A 17,770-nucleotide genomic window follows, 5' to 3' on the forward strand; every position below is an offset into this window, starting at 1 on the left:
CTGCCCTAGCCTCTATCCCCCCTTCTCCCGCAGGGGAGGTCAAGGAGGGACCACCCTCCTTGGAGGGTTCTAGGGCTCTGCCCTAGCCTCTATCCCCCCTTCTCCCACCTTGTGGGAGAAGGGGGGTCAGGGGGGATGAGGGCACCTCCCAGACAAAAGTGCTATAATAAAAAGGCTAAATTATAGCTCATTCTATACTTCGACTGGAGGATTGTTTTGTGATGACAAAGAAATGGGTTTATTCCTTTAGTGAAGGAAACGCCGCTATGCGTGACTTGCTCGGAGGCAAAGGGGCTGGGGTATCAGAGATGACCAACGCCGGCCTACCTGTGCCACCAGGGTTCACTATTACGACCGAGGCTTGTAATGAATACTATGCCCGCGATGGGCGATTTCCGGAAGGGATGTGGGAGCAAGCCCTCGAAGCCCTGCGGGAGGTAGAGAAACAGACAGGAAAAAGATTTGGTGACCCCCATAACCCTCTATTGGTCTCCGTCCGCTCTGGAGCAAAGTTCTCCATGCCAGGGATGATGGATACCGTATTAAACCTGGGCCTCAATGATGAGACCATCCAGGGATTGATTCGACTGACCGGGAATGCTCGCTTCGGTTATGATGCTTACAGACGCTTCATGCAAATGTTCGGAAAGATCGTCCTTGGCATCGAGGGGGAGAAGTTCGAATCTATCCTGGAAAATCAGAAGAAGAGCGTCGGGGCTAAGTTTGATACTGATCTTACCGCCGAGGATCTACAACAGATAGTTCTCGCTTTCAAGCGTTTAGTTAAGGAGGAAATAGGAGAGGAGTTTCCCTCTGATCCTTATGAACAGCTCCGCAGGGCCATTGAGGCTGTCTTCCGTTCCTGGAATAATAAGCGCGCTATCGATTACCGTAACTTCCACAAGATTCCCCACGACCTGGGCACAGCGGTGAATGTTCAAACGATGGTCTTCGGCAACATAGGCGATCGTTCTGGCACCGGCGTCGCTTTCACCCGTGACCCGCGCACCGGAGAGAAGAAACTTTACGGGGAGTACCTCCTGAACGCCCAGGGTGAGGATGTAGTCGCCGGTATCCGGACGCCTCAGCCGATCGCCGTGATGGCCAAGGAGATGCCCCAGGTTTACCAACAGTTTGCCACGATCGCCGAGCGCTTGGAACGACATTATCGAGATGTGCAAGATCTGGAGTTCACTGTTGAGGCTGGCAAGCTCTGGATGTTACAGACAAGGGCTGGAAAGCGCACAGCGCAGGCAGCTGTAAAGATCGCCGTGGATATGGCCGAGGAAGGGCTTATCTCTAAGCATGAGGCCGTGCAGCGTGTAGAGACAGCGCAGATAGAGCAGCTACTCCATCGACGCATTGACCCCAATGCCGTTGTGCAGGTAATTGCCAGAGGGTTGAATGCCTCGCCAGGGGCGGCCAGCGGTAAGGCCATCTTTGATGCCGATTTAGCCGAACAGTTGGGTAAGTCCGGCGAGAAGGTAATCCTCGTTCGTCCAGAAACCAACCCGGATGACGTTCACGGTATGCTGGTAGCCCAGGGCATCTTGACCGCACGGGGAGGAGCAACCAGTCACGCCGCGGTCGTGGCGCGAGGCTTGGGTAAACCCTGCGTGGCTGGCTGTGAAGCGATCAAGATTGATCTGAACGCCAAAATGCTTTCAGTCAATGGGGTCACCATACAAGAAGGGGATACTATCTCCATCAATGGGAGCACCGGTGAGGTGATCCTCGGCCAGGTCCCGCTGATCGAGCCCGAGATGAGCCCAGAGCTACGGAAGTTGCTCTCTTGGGCCGATGGAATTAGGCGTTTGCAGGTCTGGGCCAACGCTGATTACCCACGAGATGCCCTGAAAGCCAGGGAGAATGGCGCTCAGGGGATCGGACTCTGCCGTACGGAGCACATGTTCTTCGAAGAGGAGCGTTTGCCTCACGTTCAACAGATGATCCTCGCCGCTGCGGAGGCAACAGCGATCGATAACGAGCTGGCTAAGTTGCGTGAGGAAGTGAAGACAGTTTCTCCGGATAAGAAAGAGGCTGCGGAAGAAAGTCTACGTCAAGCCGAGCAGAAACGTGAGGCATCGAAAGCCTGGCATACCTACCATGAGGCGCTTGATCGACTACTGGAGTTTCAAAAGGAGGATTTTAAGGGCATCTTCCGCGCCATGGCTGGGCTGCCTGTAGTTATCCGCCTGCTAGACCCGCCTCTTCACGAATTCCTGCCCAGCTACGAGGATCTATTGGTGGAAACGACAGAGCTGCGTCTCAACAAGGCTAATCCCCAGCTGTTGAAGGAGAAGGAAACCTTCTTGAAAGCAGTAGCAGGAATGCGCGAAATGAACCCCATGCTTGGGTTGCGAGGCTGCCGACTGGGCTTGATCTACCCGGCCATAAATGTGATGCAGGTAAAAGCCATCCTTAGAGCAGCCTACGAGGTCCAGAAGGAGGGTATAGAGGTCCATCCAGAGATAATGATCCCCCTGGTTGGACACGTCAATGAACTGCGGGTAGTACGGGAGCAGTTGGTGACAGTAGCGAGGGAGGTGGAGCAAACAGTGGGGACGAAGCTCTCTTATAAGTTTGGAACGATGATTGAGATACCCCGCGCTGCCCTGACGGCCGATCAGATCGCTGAATATGCTGAATTCTTTAGCTTCGGGACGAACGATCTAACTCAGACCGTCTTTGGTTTCAGTAGAGATGACGCTGAAGGGAAATTCCTTCTCCAATACGTTGAGCGCAATATCCTGCCCGAGAATCCATTCCAGGTACTGGATCATAATGGGGTGGGCAAACTGATGAAGATGGGCGTGGAGTTAGGACGTAAGACCAGGCCTGATCTTGAGGTGGGCATCTGCGGTGAGCATGGTGGTGACCCCAGCTCGATCGAATTTTGCCACCAGATAGGACTCAATTACGTCAGTGCTTCGCCCTATCGGGTGCCGGTCGCCAGGCTCGCAGCCGCCCACGTCGCGCTAGCTTCGGTCGAAAGGGACAGATAGAATTGCCCCTCTGAGGAGGGCAGCAAATTCGATGATGATTCATTCCGACATCCGCTTCCGCATCGAAGAGAGCGAGAGGCGGTTATCACCATGCGCGGCCAAGAGTCGATTCAGCCGTGGGCGGCTTACACCTGAGGAGCCATCCCCTGTTCGGGCGGAGTTTCAGCGTGATCGGGATCGTCTTATCCATTCGAAGTCCTTCCGCCGTCTAAAGCATAAGACACAGGTCTTTATCGCTCCACTGGGTGACCATTATGTCACCCGTTTGACCCATACGCTAGAAGTGGCCCAAATCGCCCGTACCATCGCCCGGGCGTTGAACCTCAATGAGGACCTTACCGAGGCCATAGCTACAGGACACGATTTGGGCCATACCCCTTTTGGGCACGCCGGCGAGGAGACGCTGAATCGCATCTACCAGGATGGTTTTCATCACAATGAGCAGAGTTTACGGGTAGTCGATCTTCTGGAGAAGAATGGCCAGGGCTTGAATTTGACCTGGGAAGTGCGCGATGGCATCCTACGCCATTCTAAAGCACGAGATAGCGTTGTGGCCGAGGCCTGGGGTGTAGCACGCACCATCGAAGGGCAGATCGTCAAGATCGCCGACAGTATCGCCTATGTTAACCACGACATAGGCGACGCCATTCGCGCCGGACTGATTACCGACAAAGATTTGCCAGCTAGAAGTGTGGCCATTCTGGGCCAAACGCATGCGGAGCGGATCAATAATGTCGTTTGCAATATCATCGAGACAAGTTGGGATATGGTCAGATCCGGCGAAGATAGCGCCCACCAAACACAGGCAGAGTACGCAGAGACCAGACGGTTTATCGAGGACTTGGCAGATCAGAATAAACCACTGGTTCAAATGGGCGAGCGAGTATTGGAAGCCCTGGACGAACTACGCGAATTCATGTTCCAAAAAGTATATATTGATTCAGCCGCTAAGGAGGAGGTAGATAAGGCTCAACAATTGGTGGAGACGCTTTATGGTCACTTTTGTAAGCATCCGGAGCAGTTGCCTCAGGAGTTGCAAGCGAATCCTAGGGGCGAACCCATTGAACGAATCGTCTGCGACTATGTTTCGGGAATGACCGACTGGTATGCGTTGAGGGTCTTTGAAGAAATATATGTCCCCAGATTGTGGTCAGTTCCCAGTTCCCCACTTGATCTGAAAGGCAGATTGTAGCAAAGATGCATCTGATCGAACAGAAGTGATAGGTTTTCATCTCCTCGGCGATTGAGAGGAGTAGCGATGTCCAGTGGTAGCCCGGTAGAAGAGATTAAAGATAGATTCAATATACTCGATATAATCTCGCCACGGGTGTCCTTGAAGAAAGCAGGACGCAATTTCAAGGGGCTCTGTCCTTTTCACGCCGAAAAGACACCTTCCTTTATCGTTTTTCCGGACAAAGGCAATTACCACTGTTTCGGTTGCGGCGCCAACGGGGATATTTTCACCTTCGTAATGAAGATGGAAAATATTGACTTTGGACAGGCGTTGCACCTTTTGGCGGAGAGGGCCGGAATAACCTTGCCGGCCAAACGGGAGGCTATGGCCGAGGATGAGCATCGGGCACGCTTAAGGGTGATCAATGAAGCCGCTGCCCAGTACTTCCATAATCTGCTATTACACAGGGAGGTAGGGCGAAAGGCTAAGGAGTATTTAGGGGGACGCGCTGTAAGTAATGAGACGATTGAGAGGTTTGAGCTCGGTTACGCCCTGGATTCCTGGGATGCGCTCTTGCGTTATCTGACAGATAAGGGCCACGAGCTGGCTGATGTTGTGGTCGCTGGGCTTCTGGTGGAGAGGGAGGATGGTACCCATTATGATCGCTTCCGGGGGCGCCTGATGTTCCCTATCCGAGACATGCGAGGGAACATCACCGGCTTCGGGGCACGGGCTCTTGATGACTCTCAGCCTAAGTACCTCAATTCGCCCGAAACACCTCTCTTCGATAAGGGTGCCAGTCTCTATGGCATCGATCTGGCTAAGGAAGCAATAAAGCGCGAAAATCTGGTTATCGTTGTCGAAGGATATATCGATGTGTTGATCGCGCATCAGTTCGGGATAAATAATGTGGTAGCCTCGCTGGGTGCCTCCTTGACCGAGCGTCAAATAGCCATCGTGAAAAAGCTGACTAAGAACTTGATTTTAGCTCTCGACGCCGATACGGCGGGTGATGAAGCGACTATACGGGGGTTAGAGGTAGCCAAGCAGGTCTTCGATCGAAAGGCGGTCCCTGTCCCTACCTGGCGTGGGCTGATTCGCTATGAGTATAAGCTTGATGCCGATATCAGGATCATCACCCTGCCCCGCGGGGAAGATCCAGATGAGATTATTCGACAGAATCCCAACGAATGGCGGCAGCTTGTTGAGCACGCTTTGCCCGTCGTCGATTACTATTTCGATATCATCACCTCCCGGCTCAACCTGTCCTCTCCCAGAGACAAATCGGCGGCCGTTGAGCGATTGCTTCCGGTTATCGTCGAGCTGCCAGATAAGGTCCATCAGTGGCATTATCTACAGAAGCTGGCTCGCCTCATTCAAGGAAATGAACGAGACTTGGCCGCCAAATTGGAGCGCGTGCGAGGGGTTATCAGCGGTAAGAAGACTCAAACTAGCCCTCGGACAGAGGGCAGGTTGCCCTTATCCATAGAGGAATATTTTCTATCATTGCTCTTATGCTACCCGACGGCTTTGAGTCAAGTCGATTCCATCGCTGCCGATGAAATCAAACATCCCTTAACCCGTCAGGTATTGGCTGCGCTTCAGAACTTCGTGGCGCGCTATGGGGCACTTGAGTTGGAGCATTTTCTGGATGAGCTAGAGCCATCTTTACAGGAGTTCGCCCGTGGATTGGAGGAACGAACAAGAGGAGAGCCTGTATTATCTGACACTGATTTGGAGAGGGAGCTATCTCTCTGTCAGACAGAGATACGACGGCGCAATATCAGGGAGCAGATCAAGTTGCTCGAATTCTTGATGCGCGATGCTGAGGAGGACGGTGATGTGGAAACTCTGAGGCAATTCATCCAGCAGAAAGAACAACTGCGAGTCCAACTCGAACCATACGAACACGGCAGAACACGGGCGTTGCAAATAGGGTAAGAGCTGTGACTCTATCACTGGGGTTAGTGGGGCTACCTAACTCAGGGAAATCTACCCTCTTCAATGCCCTTACGCGCCTACGTGTACCGGTAGCCAGCTACCCCTTTACCACGATTGAGCCGCACGTTGGGGTTGTGCCGGTTCCCGATCAACGCCTCCAGCATATAGCTGAAATAGTCCGTCCACAGCGTGTAGTGCCCACTGTTATCGAGTTTGTGGATATTGCTGGGCTGGTACGCGGGTCCAGCAAGGGTGAAGGTTTAGGCAACCAGTTCTTGAGTCACATCCGTAATGTCAATGCTGTAGCCGTCGTCGTCCGCTGTTTCAGCGATGCCGATGTGCCCCATATATACAATACCATTGATCCGGTGCGCGATGCGAAGGTCATTTCCACAGAGCTTTGCCTAGCCGACTTGGCTATGCTTGAGCGTCGAATGGAGAGGATACACAGGGCAGCCAAATCGGGCGACAAGCAGTTCATAAAGGCGCTTGACCTTTTGGGACAGTTCCAAATCTATCTAGATGCGGGGCGTTCTCTTCGATCATTCCCCTTCGATGTTAGGAGCGCTGAACTGGCCCAAAGCTTGGATCTTACCGTCGGTTTATTGACCACAAAGCCCATCCTCTATGTAGCCAACGTTGATGAGGAAAGATTTGCCGCTGCTGTGAATGGCCCCTACGAGGCCTTACCCGATATTCAGGCCCTCAAGGAGCTCTCGGAGAGAGAAGGGGTACCGATGGTAGTCGTGTCGGCGAAAATAGAGGCTGAGCTGAACGAGCTACCCGAGGATGAGGCCAAGGACTACCTGGCCGCTATGGGTGTCTATCAGTCGGGCCTACAAAGATTGGTAGAAGTGAGCTACAAATTGCTCGGTCTGGTCACCTTCTTCACCACAACGGGCGGTAAGGAGGTACACGCTTGGACGGTGGCAGCTGGAATGAAGGCTCCACAGGCAGCCGGGCAAGTACATTCTGATATGGAGCGAGGATTCATTCGCGCTGAGGTCGTTTCCTATCGCGATCTAGCCCAGGCTGGTTCGTTCGCCGCGGCTCGTGAGCACGCTTTGATCCGCCTTGAAGGGCATAATTATATCGTGCAGGATGGTGACATAATTCATTTCCGGTTCAGTGTCTAGCGGTGCTTGTCGTCCGTAGTAATTGGTGCTATAATGCCGCTAAGATGACTGTTGGCAAGTGATGATCGGTCTAAGTCACTTGCCGCTATAAAATGACCTTTCTGCTCCAGGTGTCCACAGTAGTCACACCGACTGGAGGGTAGCTTGGAGCAATAGGAGAGTGCTCTCAGAGTGTCCATCAGCGAATCACTGAAAGGGCGGATGCTATTTTGAGCTCCGCCTATAGGGAAGGTTCGCTGGATTCTCTAAGAGGATCCATGCCAGAGAAAGGAGGTGTGCATTTGCGCGACTATGAGCTGATGTTTATCATTAGCCCTGAGGTGGCTGATGATAATATAGACAACGTCATTGAGAGGGTCAGCCATCTGGTTACAAATGGTGGTGGCGAAGTAGCCAAGGTGGATCCCTGGGGACGCCGTAAACTGGCCTATCCCATTGATGGATTTCGTGAAGGGTCCTATGTGCTCTTACAATTTCAGGCCGAGCCAGAGGCTATCAAGGATCTGGAGCGAAATCTGCTGCTGTCTGAAGACATTCTTCGCCACTTGCTGGTGCGGCATGAGTAAGCCAAGAGTGAGTTGAGAGACGAGAGAATAATCGAGAGTGCGGGAAAGGAGATGTTTGAATGGCAATGTCACTCAATAAGGTCATGATCATCGGTAATGTGGGACGGGAACCAGAGATGCGTTATACACCAAATGGTAATCCTGTGACCACCTTCAGTGTGGCCGCCAGTCGAAGGTGGACTACACCCGAAGGGGAACAGCGAGATGAAACAGAATGGTTCAACGTGGTTGCCTGGAACAAGTTAGCCGAAACATGCAGCCAATACTTGGCCAAGGGCAGCAAGGTCTACATCGAGGGACGACTACAGACACGCTCTTGGGAAACACCTGAGGGGCAGAAGCGCTACCGCACAGAGGTCGTCGCTAATACGATGATCATGCTGGATAGTCGACAAAGAGGCCCGGCGCCGGCTGAGGAAAGTTACCCCGAAGAGATCGAAGCAGAGGAGATACCATTCTAACGAAGTGTGCTCAGAAAGCAGAAGAATCTGAAAATGACAGATAATTTTAGAGAGGTTTCAAAAGCCTCTAGTGAGACCAGTCTACAAGGGAGGAGTGTTTTTTGGCTAGGCAGACAAGGCAAGGTAAGAGTAGAGCGAAGGCGTACGGCAAGATCAGATACTTCCTCAAGCGTAGAGTGTGCGCTTTCTGTGTGGATAAAATAGATGAGATCGACTATAAGGATATTGGACGTCTTCGCCGTTTCCTTTCGGATCGCGGACGGATCGATCCTCGACGCAAAACGGGAACATGCGCTAAGCATCAACGGAGGTTAAGCGTGGCCCTGAAGCGGGCCAGGCACATCGCCTTGCTTCCTTTTACCCCTGAACATGTACGCCAGATGGGTGGTCTACCATCAGCTGCTAAGGGGTAAGGGCCTCAGCGAGCTTTCAGCAAGGGCATAGGCTGGCCAGTCTATGCCCTTGCTTACTGCATGATATAAATCAAAGATGTTCCCCTGTCTTAGCGGGGGGCTCGGGGGCAATCAAGAGGGATAAAAGGTTTTGAAAAAGACTAAACAGGCCATAGAGAAGCCCGTAAAACGCATGACGCAGAGGGAACTCTCACGTCATCAGAGAGAGCAAAGACAGCAACGAATCCTACTTGTCGTTGGTGCAGTTGTATTGGTCTCTGTCTTGGGCATCCTGCTGTTTGGCTATTGGCGTGAGGCCATTCACAAGGGCAGTGAGCCGATCGTTAAGGTAAACGGACAGCCCGTCTCGGTAACAACCTACGCCAAGGTACTTGGCTTTCAACAGTATATGCTCGATCAGCAAATCGAATACTTCCAGAGGATCGCCGGCCGTGCTCAGTCGACATCCAGCGCAGGTAAGGAGGATCCCAACGAAAAGCTGCTGGCCCAATATGCCCAGCAACAGGTGCAGTTCTTAGGGCAGCAGAGAGCAAGGTTAGAAGGCGACACTGTCGAACAATTAATCGATGATGAATTGAGCAGGCAGGAAGCGACCAAGAGAGGACTCACCGTCACAGCAGAGGAGGTCGATGCCGAGATCGCGCGGGAGTATGCCTCCTCTCAGGCAGAGCAGGGGACACCCATCACAAACACCACTCAGGCAACCCCCACGCCAACGGCAACACCATCGGCATCTATGGCTAACGAGCAGCTGCGGAAGAGCCTATCAAGTATAGGCATTCTCTCTGAACAGGAATTCCGCCGCTGGATTATAGAGCCAAAGCTGTGGCGTGAGAAATTGGAGAAGGTTATGGAGGAAGAGGTCCCTCGCTCTGGAGAACAGGTGCGAGCCAGCGAGATCGTAACGGAGACCGAAGAGCAGGCTAAGCAGGCCCTGGAAAGAGCCCTCAGGGGTGAGGATTTCGCTACCCTGGCCACCGAACTGTCCAAGGATGCGACAACGAAGGCTAAGGGCGGCGATTTAGGCTGGTTGCCTAGAGGAGTGGAGGCAAAGGAGATCGATGAGGCCCTCTTCAGCTTGAAACCAGGTGAGATATATCCCAAGGTAGTCTCCAGCTACGGTCAATTCTATGTGCTCAAGGTTGAGGAACGGGCTGAGAATCGAGAGATAAGCGCTGAACATCTTAGCCAACTCAAGTCCACCGCACTCTCTAGATGGTTGCAGAGCCAGAAGCCACCCGAAGGAAAGAGCATTGAGTATTTTCTCTCTTGGGAGAAGACCAAGTGGGCCAGAGATTACATTGCCAAACACTTGAAGGCGAGGTAATGATGGGGTAAAATCGGTTTGACTCACCGCTGGGTCGAACCGGTTTCTTTTTAGGGGGAGAAGGCCGTGTCCAAAGATGCTACATCTGAACTGGCAGCATTATATAGAGAGATCGCTCTCTGTGAGCGCTGCTCTCTGGCCAAATCACGCCTGAAGGTCGTACCTGGTGATGGACCAGCAACGGCTGAGATCGTATTTATCGGTGAGGCCCCTGGTTGGCATGAGAATCAACAGGGACTACCCTTCGTGGGGCCGGCCGGGCAGTTTCTCGATGAACTTCTCGCCTCCATCGGCCTAAAGAGGAACAATGTATATATAACCAACGTGATTAAGTGCCGTCCCCTGAACAATCGTGACCCCCTACCAGTGGAGATGGAGGCCTGTGCTCCCTTCCTCCAACGCCAGTTAGAACTGATTGGACCCAGGATGGTGGTGACTCTAGGACGCTACTCAATGGCTAAATACTTCCCCGGACAATCGATCAGCCGTGTTCACGGGCGGCCCAGCAAGAGGGGTGGTGTCGTCTACTTGCCTATGTACCACCCGGCGGCAGCCTTGCACCAACCGAGTCTGCGACGGATCGTAGAAACCGATATGCTGAAGATCCCCTCCATTCTTGCTGAAGCCAAGCAAATGCCTGACGAAGGTGAAGAGGAAAGAACGGCGGAGCAATTGACACTGTTTTGATCAGCTATCATTAGTCTTAGGTCCCCGGTTCAGCGGTATGTGGAATTGACTAAGGAGGTCGGTGTAGACTTGGCACGAAATAGGGTTAAGATCATCCCTCTTGGTGGAGTGGATGAAGTTGGCAAGAACATGCTCGTTGTGGAATACAAGAATGATCTCCTCATCATCGACGCTGGGCTCAAATTTCCTGAGGAGGAGATGCTGGGCATTGACCTGGTCATCCCGGATACGACCTATCTGGAGGCTAAGAAGGATAAGATTCGGGCTATCCTGATAACGCATGGTCACGAGGACCATGCGGGGGCCTTGCCCTACATCCTATCCAGATTTGAAGCTCCCATCTACAGTACAAAACTCACCCAGGGTTTAATCTCGGTTAAGCTAAAGGAATACGGTTTGGCTGGGGTGGTAGATCAACGCCTCATTGAGCCTGGGGATGTGCTGCATCTGGGGTCATTTGAGGTGGAGTTCTTCCACGTTAGCCATAGCATACCCGATGGCGTTGGATTGATCATCCGCACACCAGCTGGTACGATCGTTCATTCGGGTGATTTTAAGTTCGACCAGACGCCAGTGGATGGGCTGTTGACCGATTTTCGGAAGTTGGCCGAAGTTGGCAGTCAAGGTGTGCTCGTTTTGTTATGTGATTGCATCCGTGTGGAACGCCCGGGCTATACCCCATCGGAGCATCTGGTAGGAGATGCATTTGATACCATCCTCTATCAAGCCCCCGGCAGAGTGATCATCACCACTTTCGCTTCCAATATCTCGCGATTGCAACAGGTCCTGGATACAGCCTGGAAACATGGACGAAGGGTAGCCGTTGTCGGCCGCAGTCTGGAGACCAGCGTTAGTGTAGCCACCGAACTAGGTTATCTCATTGATCGGGATGGTACGCTGGTGAGTCTTGAGACAGTACGACGCTTACCCCCAGAAAGGGTTATCTTGCTTACGACCGGAAGCCAGGGTGAACCCACTTCTGCCTTGAGCCGCATTGCCAGCAATGAGCACCCCCAAATCCGCATCATCCCGGGTGATACGGTGATCATTTCGGCTTCACCTATACCCGGCAATGAGGAGACTGTAGCCCGCACAATTGATAATCTTTTCAAACGCGGGGCAGAGGTCATCTATGGTGAGATGAAAACTGTGCATGTATCGGGACACGCCAGCCAAGAGGAGCTCAAGTTGATGCTTAATCTCTTGCAGCCCCATTTCTGTGTACCAATACACGGTGAGTATCGCCATATGTCCTTATTCCGAAAGTTGGCCGAAGAGGTTGGTATCCCCGAGTCCAACGTCTTGCTGCCCGAAATCGGCCAGGTTCTGGAATTCGGAGACCATTTTGGAAGGATCGCTGGTAAGGTTCCAGCTGGTTCAGTACTAGTGGATGGGCTCACTGTAGGGGGCATCAGCGAAATCATCCTGCGGGATCGACAACACCTGTCGCGCGATGGCGTCGTCATCGCTGTTGTCGCGCTCGATAAGCAGACTGGCAAGATAGTAGCCGGGCCTGATCTCATATCAAGGGGCTTTCTCCTGCGGCGGGATGCAGAGGGCCTCTTCGATGCAGCGCAGGAGCAAGTACGTTGGACGCTGGATCAGGGGGCACGCGGTGGGGTAGAGTATGGGTTCATCGTGCAAAAGATAAAAGAGGTGTTGAGTCAGTTCCTCTTCGAGCGCACCGGACGTCGGCCGATGATCCTGCCGGTCGTAACCGAGGTTTAGTCGCCTCTTCGGCCATGTGTGCAGCTGGGTTTGGGGACTGAATAAGATGGGGATAGACCCCTTATGTTACGCTGTTTTCACCCGAAGCCATAAGGGGCTGCCTACGCGGGAGCGGGATGAGAAAAAGGAAAAAGTCTACTAAACCCAAAAGGAGTGGACCTTTATTTAGGCTCAACCTGCGGTTTAGCCGGGAAATCCTTGGCTTGGTGCTGCTATTTTCAGGCGGCTTAAGCCTCCTCGCCCTCCTTTTCCCCGAGGGCATCTTGGGCAGTCAATGGAGCAATTTGCTACACGCCGGATTTGGGTGGGGGGCTTATTTGCTTCCTTTCCTGTTGGGGGTCTTAGGGCTTGGTTACGTTTGGTCAAATCTCAAGCAAGGCTACCGGCTGCGCTGGGGAGAAGCATCCGGCTGGCTTCTCCTGTATGGTACCTGCCTGGCTCTATTACAATTGCTGGCGGGGAATCCAGAGCCAGGTCCAACTGTCACTAAAGGGGGTGGTCACACCGGCTATTGGATCTATCATCTTTTGAACTTAGTTATAGGTTCAGTCGGCGCTATCACCATTCTATTCGTCCTGGCCATCCTTGGGCTGGTTCTCAGTTTCAAGCCAGCACCTCCTGATCTCTTGGTCAGATTAAGTTCCTTTAGGAATAGTGTAAACTCCTGGTTCAAGGTTCTCCTCTCTGCGCGTGTCAGGATCAATCGCCTCTTGGCTTATCGGCCAGGTCTCAAACTAGCCTGGCCATCCTCGCGTCGGTCGTCGCGGCTTGAGCAACTCCCGCTTCCGGAGCCAAAAGAGACCCCTGTGCTTAACATACCTTCTTCCCCTATAACACACCCTGCTCCACCACCGCCGGTAGAGGTGCTGGAACCGCAGGTTACCGAGCCGGCAGTTATTTCAGACAAGGGGAAATGGCAACTGCCACCTATAACACTGCTGGAGGAGGCCAGTGCAGCTGATCAGGGTAGAGCAGATAATCGCCAGAGGGCAAAGCTCATCGAAGAGACGCTGGCCGATTTTGGCGTGAATGCTCGAGTAGTGGACGCCAATCCCGGTCCGGCCGTGACGCGATTCAATATTGAGCCAGGTTTTCGTGAACGGAGGGACAGGACCGGCGCTATAGTCAAGCGCGAAAAGATCAGAGTAAGTGAAATAATCTCATTAGCAAACGACCTGGCTCTTGCTCTGGCAGCGCCAACTATTCGTATCGAAGCGCCCGTTCCAGGCAAGACAGTGGTGGGGCTCGAAGTGCCCAATGTTTCGACCACTTTAGTCAATCTAAGAAGCGTAATTGAATCCGCAGCCTTCCAGAAGGCGAAGGCGAAGTTGAAACTGCCTATCGCCCTGGGGCAGAAGGTCTCCGGCGAGGCGGTAGTGGATGACCTAACCAAGATGCCCCACCTCCTCATCGCTGGGGCGACTGGCTCAGGTAAGAGCGTCTGTATAAACTCCATCATCACCTGTCTCCTCCTCCACCTCAAGCCGGACACGCTGCACTTCGTTTTAATTGATCCCAAGAGGGTGGAGTTGTCGCTCTTTAACCGAGTCCCTCACCTGTTGTCGCCCGTAGTGGTCGAAGTGGGAAAGGTGGTGAGTACCCTCAAATGGATGACGCACGAGATGGACAGGCGTTACAAGCAGTTCGAGATGATTCAGGCACGGCATATCGATGACTACAACCGGAAGGTAGCTGGTCGAGCTGGCTGGGAGAGGATGCCTTACATAGTCGTACTTATCGACGAGCTGGCAGACTTGATGATGACGGCCCCAGAGGAGATAGAACGTACCATTTGTCGTTTAGCCCAGTTAGCACGGGCGACCGGTATTCATCTGGTGGTAGCCACACAGCGCCCCTCCGTGGACGTGGTAACGGGGCTAATCAAGGCCAACTTCCCCACCCGTATCAGTTTTGCAGTCACCTCCCAGATAGACTCGCGCGTCATTCTAGACATAGCTGGAGCAGAGAAGCTTTTGGGACGAGGCGATATGTTGTACCTGCCCACAGATGCAGCTAAGCCGACACGGGTGCAAGGGAGCTATGTATCCGACGAGGAGATCCAAAGTGTGGTGCAGTACTGGAGGAGACAGGGCGATCCCCAGTATTCGGCTGAACTGCTTAGCCTGCCCGCATGGGAGCCCGGCTCTGCTGGTGACGAGATACCTGAGGACCTGTATCGGAAGGCAGTTGATTTGACAGAGAGGCATAACCATATCTCCGCCTCATTTTTGCAACGCGGCCTGCGTATCGGCTACCGCCGGGCAGCCCGTTTGATGGAGCGGTTGCGGGAAGAGGGATATATCGACGAGAAGGGAGATGTACTAAAGGAACAATTACACATTGAGGCAACTGAGGCGCAAGAACAGGCTCCTCATTAAGGACAAGCGCGTTGACTGGTAGTCATCCTTATTTTAGCACTTGAGATGGGCCAAAGTCAAACTAGATGCTCGATCCAACGGTCGGCGGTGCGTATCCTCTCAGCCAGCACTGGTAACATCGCTACAGCGATCTCCGGGTAGCGCTGTAGCGCGTTTATAAAATCGCCTCGACTCAAGAAGAGGCATTCTGTCGGCCCCATAGCCGTCACCGTGGCTGAACGGGGTTGGTCATCGAGCAAGGCCATTTCCCCAAACACTTCTCCTCTCTTTAGCAGGGCAAGCGGTGCTTCCTTCTGTCCGCTCGGCGATTTCTTGGTCACTTTGACCAAGCCAGAGGTGACGATGTACAGGCCATCACCTGGATCACCATCCCTCAAGATATCCTCGCCAGGTGCAAAGGTACACTGAGTAAGCAATCTGGCGAGCTCACTCAGCTGCTCCTGCCTCAGGTGCTTGAACAGGGATATATTTCCTAAAAGCTCTTCAGTACCCAATCTCGGACCTCATATGGCTTACACTAAGAGGGCTCGTCTTGGCCTATGTCCGACCGTATCCCCTGCCTCCGTGGTCTAGGGCATACCCCTGCCGACGCGAGCGCCTATCACCCCGCTGCTCAGAGGGACGGCGAAGGACTGGCCAGAATGTTCAATTTCTTCGTCAGACGCGATTTGCGGCGAGCGGCGTTATTACGGTGGATGACCCCCTTTTGGGTAGCCCTATCCAGAGCGCTCACTGCCTGAATCACCGCTGCCCTTGCAGCCTCAACGTCGCCGCCACCAATCAGCCTCTCGGCTTTCTTAATATACGTCTTCGCCGCTGAACGTATCGGCTTATTGCGTTCTCGTCGCCGCTCAGCAACCCTGATCCTTTTCAGGGCAGATTTGGTGTTCGCCAACCAGTTCACCTCCTCCTTGAACTATAGAGAGGGTTCTGCTAACCCTCGCCGTGCACAAATATATACTATTGGGGTGATTTTGTCCAGCAAAAGATTGCGAATGTCGTGTCAAAAGTCGCCTTTCTATGTTACAATTGCTCCAGTTCAAGGGGAAGTGCTCTGATGAATGGGATCAAGTTCTCTTATCAGGCCAAGGTAGTTACCGTCTGTGTCTTCCTTGTCCTGGCTATTTTATTTATCCACGCCACATGGGATTTGGTCCGCCCTCTAATTTGGGCGGCCATACTGACCTATGTCCTTAACCCCCTGGTCTCCGCCTTTACGGCGCGCACCGGCAGACGCCGTATCTGGGGGGCAACCATCCTCTTTGTCATCCTAGTGGCCAGCTTGGCCGGGGGACTTTTCTATGCTATCCCGCGGCTTTCTCGGGAGATGATGCACTTGCGCCACAATTTTCCAGGCCTAGTTTCCTCGGTCTATACCAGCCTTTTAGGACATGAGGCAATCGAAGTCTTCGGATTCCACATCAGTTCCCAAGCAATCAGCAATGCTACAAGTGAGGTAATATATTCCATAGCAGCCTATCTATCGAGCAAGGGCGTGCCGGCATTTTTTGGGGTGCTGGGAGCCCTAACGAAGCTGCTGGTATTCCTCTTCGGTACCTTTTATTTCCTCGCTGATGCGGATAAAATCGGCCGGTTCCTGAGTGGGCTTATTCCCGAGCCGGCACGCGGCGAAGTCGTTGGCCTCTGCAGGGAGATAGACGGTCTGCTCGGGCGGTATGTGCGTGGACTGCTTGTGCTAGTACTAATTATGAGCTCGGCCACTATGATCGCTCTCTCCTTGCTGCATGTGCACTATGCGCTCATGTTGGCCATAATGACTGGTGTACTAGAACTCTTCCCCATCGTTGGGCCCATCGTTGCTGGCTTCATTGCTTGTACGGTGGGCTTCTTTCAGCCGAATCCCTTCGGCTGGAGCAACTTTACCTTTGCCGCGGTGATAGCCATCGTCTATATTGTGCTACGCCATGCTGAAGACTACCTAGTCATCCCCAATGTTATGGGGCGCATCGTCCAATTCCATCCTCTGGTGGTGCTCCTTGCCTTATTAAGCGGAGGGATGATCGCTGGTATTTTGGGGATGGTTTTGGCCGTTCCGGCCATAGCCATTTTGAAAGTTGTGGCGATATACTTTTACCATAAATTGCTTGATCTACCGGTCTCAGCGGAGACATATCCAGCAGTCAAAGGACAGAAACCCATGCGTGTGGTGATGGAGGGAGAGGGTGTTAATACGCCCAGCGACGCAGGTTGATTGGAAGTCCCTGGCAGCCCTAGATGATTCCTATACGACAGAGTATGTCTGGCAGATGCAGGAGAGAACCGAGGGGGAGGAGATAATCGTCAACTTCCGCACGATAAAATTGCCTCGTCCCTTGCGCGTAAGTCGAACTAAAGATGCCGCCTCCCTCTTCTCTCAATGGGCCAGTAGCGACCTGCTCCTTATGGCCGAGCAGGAGGGCGAGGTTTGGGGTTACCTGGAGTTGCGGCCAAGGTCGGCGGAAAGAGGCGCACTTATAGCCAACTTAGTGATTACGCCAAATCGACGCAGACAGGGGGTAGCTACAGCCCTGATAAAGGAGGCTAGGGGATGGGCCAAAGCTCATCGCCTGCGCTCATTGTTCGTCGAGACGCAGACAAAGAATTATCCGGCCATCAGGCTCTGTCAGAAATGTGGCTTTCTCTTTTGTGGGTTCGATGACCATCACTACTCTAACAGGGACATCGCCGTTTTCTTCGTCTCTAACCTTTAGGCTGGCAGGGCAATTCGGCTCCTAGCCATCGCTGTTCCCTTCCGCCAGACATTTCTCATTATGATTATGCTATAATAAATTCACTACGTTTCCAGGCCACATATAAAGACTGTTAAACAACAGGGGTTCCAGGGAGACACAGCCTGGTAAGGGCCTTTCTGATGTGCCCCCAGAGTGCCCAAAGCCGCAGGGCTACCTTGAAACCTCCGCGGAGGTCTGGGGGGAGCTACTCAACGCTCTCAT

15 protein-coding genes are annotated in these 17,770 nt (G+C 53.0%); 13 read left to right on the forward strand and 2 right to left on the reverse strand.

The features are described 5' to 3' along the window. Positions 1-221 precede the first annotated feature (221 nt). From ppdK to M1136_02915, 11 genes are all read left to right on the forward strand, one after another. Positions 222-3,005 (forward strand): pyruvate, phosphate dikinase, encoded by a 2,784-nt coding sequence (gene ppdK / locus M1136_02865; GenBank protein MCL5074581.1) that lies wholly within the window; start codon positions 222-224, stop codon positions 3,003-3,005. A 31-nt stretch (positions 3,006-3,036) separates the two neighbouring features. Continuing rightward, positions 3,037-4,197: a deoxyguanosinetriphosphate triphosphohydrolase gene (locus tag M1136_02870; protein ID MCL5074582.1), complete on the forward strand. Its 1,161-nt coding sequence runs from the start codon at positions 3,037-3,039 to the stop codon at positions 4,195-4,197. 66 nt (positions 4,198-4,263) lie between these two features. Further along, positions 4,264-6,120 carry a DNA primase gene (gene dnaG / locus M1136_02875; protein ID MCL5074583.1) on the forward strand — a complete coding sequence of 619 codons (1,857 nt, stop codon included), beginning with the start codon at positions 4,264-4,266 and terminating at the stop codon, positions 6,118-6,120. 5 nt (positions 6,121-6,125) lie between these two features. Further along, positions 6,126-7,256, forward strand: a complete 1,131-nt coding sequence (gene ychF / locus M1136_02880; protein ID MCL5074584.1) for a redox-regulated ATPase YchF — start codon at positions 6,126-6,128, stop codon at positions 7,254-7,256. Positions 7,257-7,513: 257 nt separating this feature from the next. Then, on the forward strand, positions 7,514-7,822 hold the full coding sequence (rpsF, locus tag M1136_02885) for a 30S ribosomal protein S6 (protein MCL5074585.1): 309 nt from the start codon (positions 7,514-7,516) through the stop codon (positions 7,820-7,822). Positions 7,823-7,881: 59 nt separating this feature from the next. Then, positions 7,882-8,283: a single-stranded DNA-binding protein gene (locus tag M1136_02890; GenBank protein ID MCL5074586.1), complete on the forward strand. Its 402-nt coding sequence runs from the start codon at positions 7,882-7,884 to the stop codon at positions 8,281-8,283. A gap of 152 nt (positions 8,284-8,435) precedes the next feature. Next, positions 8,436-8,696: a 30S ribosomal protein S18 gene (gene rpsR / locus M1136_02895; GenBank protein ID MCL5074587.1), complete on the forward strand. Its 261-nt coding sequence runs from the start codon at positions 8,436-8,438 to the stop codon at positions 8,694-8,696. 130 nt (positions 8,697-8,826) lie between these two features. Beyond that, entirely contained in the window at positions 8,827-10,023 is a 1,197-nt protein-coding gene (locus tag M1136_02900; GenBank protein MCL5074588.1) for a peptidylprolyl isomerase, read from the forward strand. A 66-nt stretch (positions 10,024-10,089) separates the two neighbouring features. Next, positions 10,090-10,710 carry a uracil-DNA glycosylase gene (locus M1136_02905; GenBank protein MCL5074589.1) on the forward strand — a complete coding sequence of 207 codons (621 nt, stop codon included), beginning with the start codon at positions 10,090-10,092 and terminating at the stop codon, positions 10,708-10,710. A gap of 69 nt (positions 10,711-10,779) precedes the next feature. After that, on the forward strand, positions 10,780-12,438 hold the full coding sequence (locus tag M1136_02910) for a ribonuclease J (protein ID MCL5074590.1): 1,659 nt from the start codon (positions 10,780-10,782) through the stop codon (positions 12,436-12,438). A 116-nt stretch (positions 12,439-12,554) separates the two neighbouring features. Beyond that, entirely contained in the window at positions 12,555-14,816 is a 2,262-nt protein-coding gene (locus tag M1136_02915) for a DNA translocase FtsK (GenBank protein ID MCL5074591.1), read from the forward strand. A 56-nt stretch (positions 14,817-14,872) separates the two neighbouring features. Here the strand turns inward: M1136_02915 and M1136_02920 are convergent, their stop codons facing one another. Next, complete coding sequence (locus tag M1136_02920) at positions 14,873-15,310, reverse strand: cyclic nucleotide-binding domain-containing protein (GenBank protein MCL5074592.1); 438 nt, start codon at positions 15,308-15,310, stop codon at positions 14,873-14,875. A gap of 119 nt (positions 15,311-15,429) precedes the next feature. Next, on the reverse strand, positions 15,430-15,711 hold the full coding sequence (rpsT, locus tag M1136_02925) for a 30S ribosomal protein S20 (protein ID MCL5074593.1): 282 nt from the start codon (positions 15,709-15,711) through the stop codon (positions 15,430-15,432). 162 nt (positions 15,712-15,873) lie between these two features. Between rpsT and M1136_02930 the strand changes: the two genes are divergently transcribed. Then, positions 15,874-17,028, forward strand: a complete 1,155-nt coding sequence (locus M1136_02930) for an AI-2E family transporter (GenBank protein ID MCL5074594.1) — start codon at positions 15,874-15,876, stop codon at positions 17,026-17,028. After that, on the forward strand, positions 17,000-17,527 hold the full coding sequence (locus M1136_02935; protein MCL5074595.1) for a GNAT family N-acetyltransferase: 528 nt from the start codon (positions 17,000-17,002) through the stop codon (positions 17,525-17,527). Before M1136_02930 ends, M1136_02935 begins: the two co-directional genes overlap by 29 nt. The last annotated feature ends 243 nt before the right edge of the window (positions 17,528-17,770 follow it).

The sequence above is a fragment of the Chloroflexota bacterium genome, assembly GCA_023475225.1.
GTDB lineage: Bacteria > Chloroflexota > UBA6077 > FW602-bin22 > JAMCVK01 > JAMCVK01.